Annotated in this window: 1 protein-coding gene; it reads right to left on the minus strand. The window is 45.8% G+C overall.

The features are described from left to right. Positions 1–86 precede the first annotated feature (86 nt). Entirely contained in the window at positions 87–1,655 is a 1,569-nt protein-coding gene (locus tag AC3WTJ_RS37865) for an IS1182 family transposase (RefSeq protein WP_492526927.1), read from the minus strand. Positions 1,656–1,781: the final 126 nt, after the last annotated feature.

A 1,781-nucleotide genomic window follows, 5' to 3' on the forward strand; every position in this document is an offset into this window, starting at 1 on the left:
AAGAGGCTGTCCCAAAAGTAACTACTAAATAATTACCGTGACAGACTCAAGCATTGGAAAAAGTGAAAATTTGGATAACAAAGGAACTAAGCGACTTGTTTGCGCTTAGTTCCTTTGTTTTTGGCATCTACGGATGCTTTCTTGAGCAGATTATGGGCAAGGGAAAGCCAACCGACCTCCAAACTTACTTTCGGTAAGCCTCGAAGCAGAAATCTTTTGAAACCACGGTTGTTCTTCATGTATCCAAACACAGGCTCCGGCTCGATCATACGCCGAACCGCAAGGGCATAGCCTTCTTCGCTTCGGAGCTTTTCACGTGCTTGGTTTTTCAAACGTAAGTACTTCAGACTGACCTTTACTTCTCGATTACCTTCAACTTTCGTACACTGGGCTTTCAGGGGACATCCGTCACAGTTCTTGCTTCGGTAATGGCGATACTCGATTTCGTAGCCACTTTCGGTTTTCTCCTTGCTCACTCTCCGGAAAACAAGTAGTTGCCCCGACGCGCATGTCCATGTGTCTTGTTCGGTGTTATACGTCCAGTTGTCGATTTTACTAATATCTTTTTGCCACGCCTTACTTTTCTCGCGGTGGTAGGTGCTATATTTGACGATGGCTTCGACTTCATTCTCCTCTAAATAGTCGTAGTTTTCTTCGCCGCCGTATCCTGCATCTGCGATGACGGTAGCTGGTAGTTTACCAAGAGCGGACTTTACTTTTTCTAGATGAGGAATGAAACATCGCGTGTCGGTAGGCCTCTGATGCACGCTGTATCCAAGAATGAATTGATTCTCGGTGCCAATATGCACATTGTAGCCAGGCTTCAACTGACCGTTTCGCATGTGGTCTTCTTTCATCCTCATAAACGTAGCGTCCTTGTCGGTCTTACTGTAGCTGTTTCGGTTTTCTAAAATTTTTTGATGAGATTCATAGGTTTGGAGGCGAGGGAGCAAGTCTTTTCGGAGCACGCGCACAGCCTTTTTCAGAGGCTTGTCCTTTGGTTTAGCGTGCAGTCTTTCTTCCAATTGTTTGATGGCAGTTTCTAATTTTTGGCTTGTGATTTCAGACGCTTCGCCCAGTTCACTCAGGTCTTGGCCGGCTTGCATTCGCTCTTCTTGGCTCTCGGCCTCTTCAATGGTAGCAAACAGCGTGTGTACTTTCTCCTGAAGTTTGGCTTTATGCTTCACAACAGCTTTACCCCAAACAAACGTATACCGATTGGCATTCGCTTCGATTTTGGTTCCGTCAACAAAGTAATGCTCAAGCCCCACGTATTTCTCGTCCACTAAAAACTGCAGAACCGCAGTGAAAACACTCTCTAGCACAGCTTTCATTCGTTCGGACCGAAACCGGTTGATGGTACGGAAGTCCGGGCGCTGTCTGCCGGCGATCCACATGAACATGATATTTTCACGAACGGCTTTTGCGATTTGACGGGATGAGTACAAGCGCTGAGTGTATGCGTAAATGATAACTTTCGTAAGCATCTTGGGATGGTAACTATCTCGCCCGCCACCTGGATAAGCAGCATCGAAGATGGAGTCGTCTAAACGATTCACGGCCGTATTAACAACTCGAACGAGGTGATTTTGAGGAATATCTTCTTCCAGATCCATTGGCAGCATAAGTTGATCCATGGTATATTGAATGTACAAAGAAACCGTTCCTTTCGTAAATGGTGGGTCGCACTTCCATTTTACCAAAGAACGGTTTCTTTTTGTTTTACAGAATTTAAAAGGAGGGTGCCCCTTGCCATTTTCATGGCTTATGGGACACCCTCT

The sequence above is a fragment of the Paenibacillus sp. FW101-FHT12H11 genome, assembly GCF_058790355.1.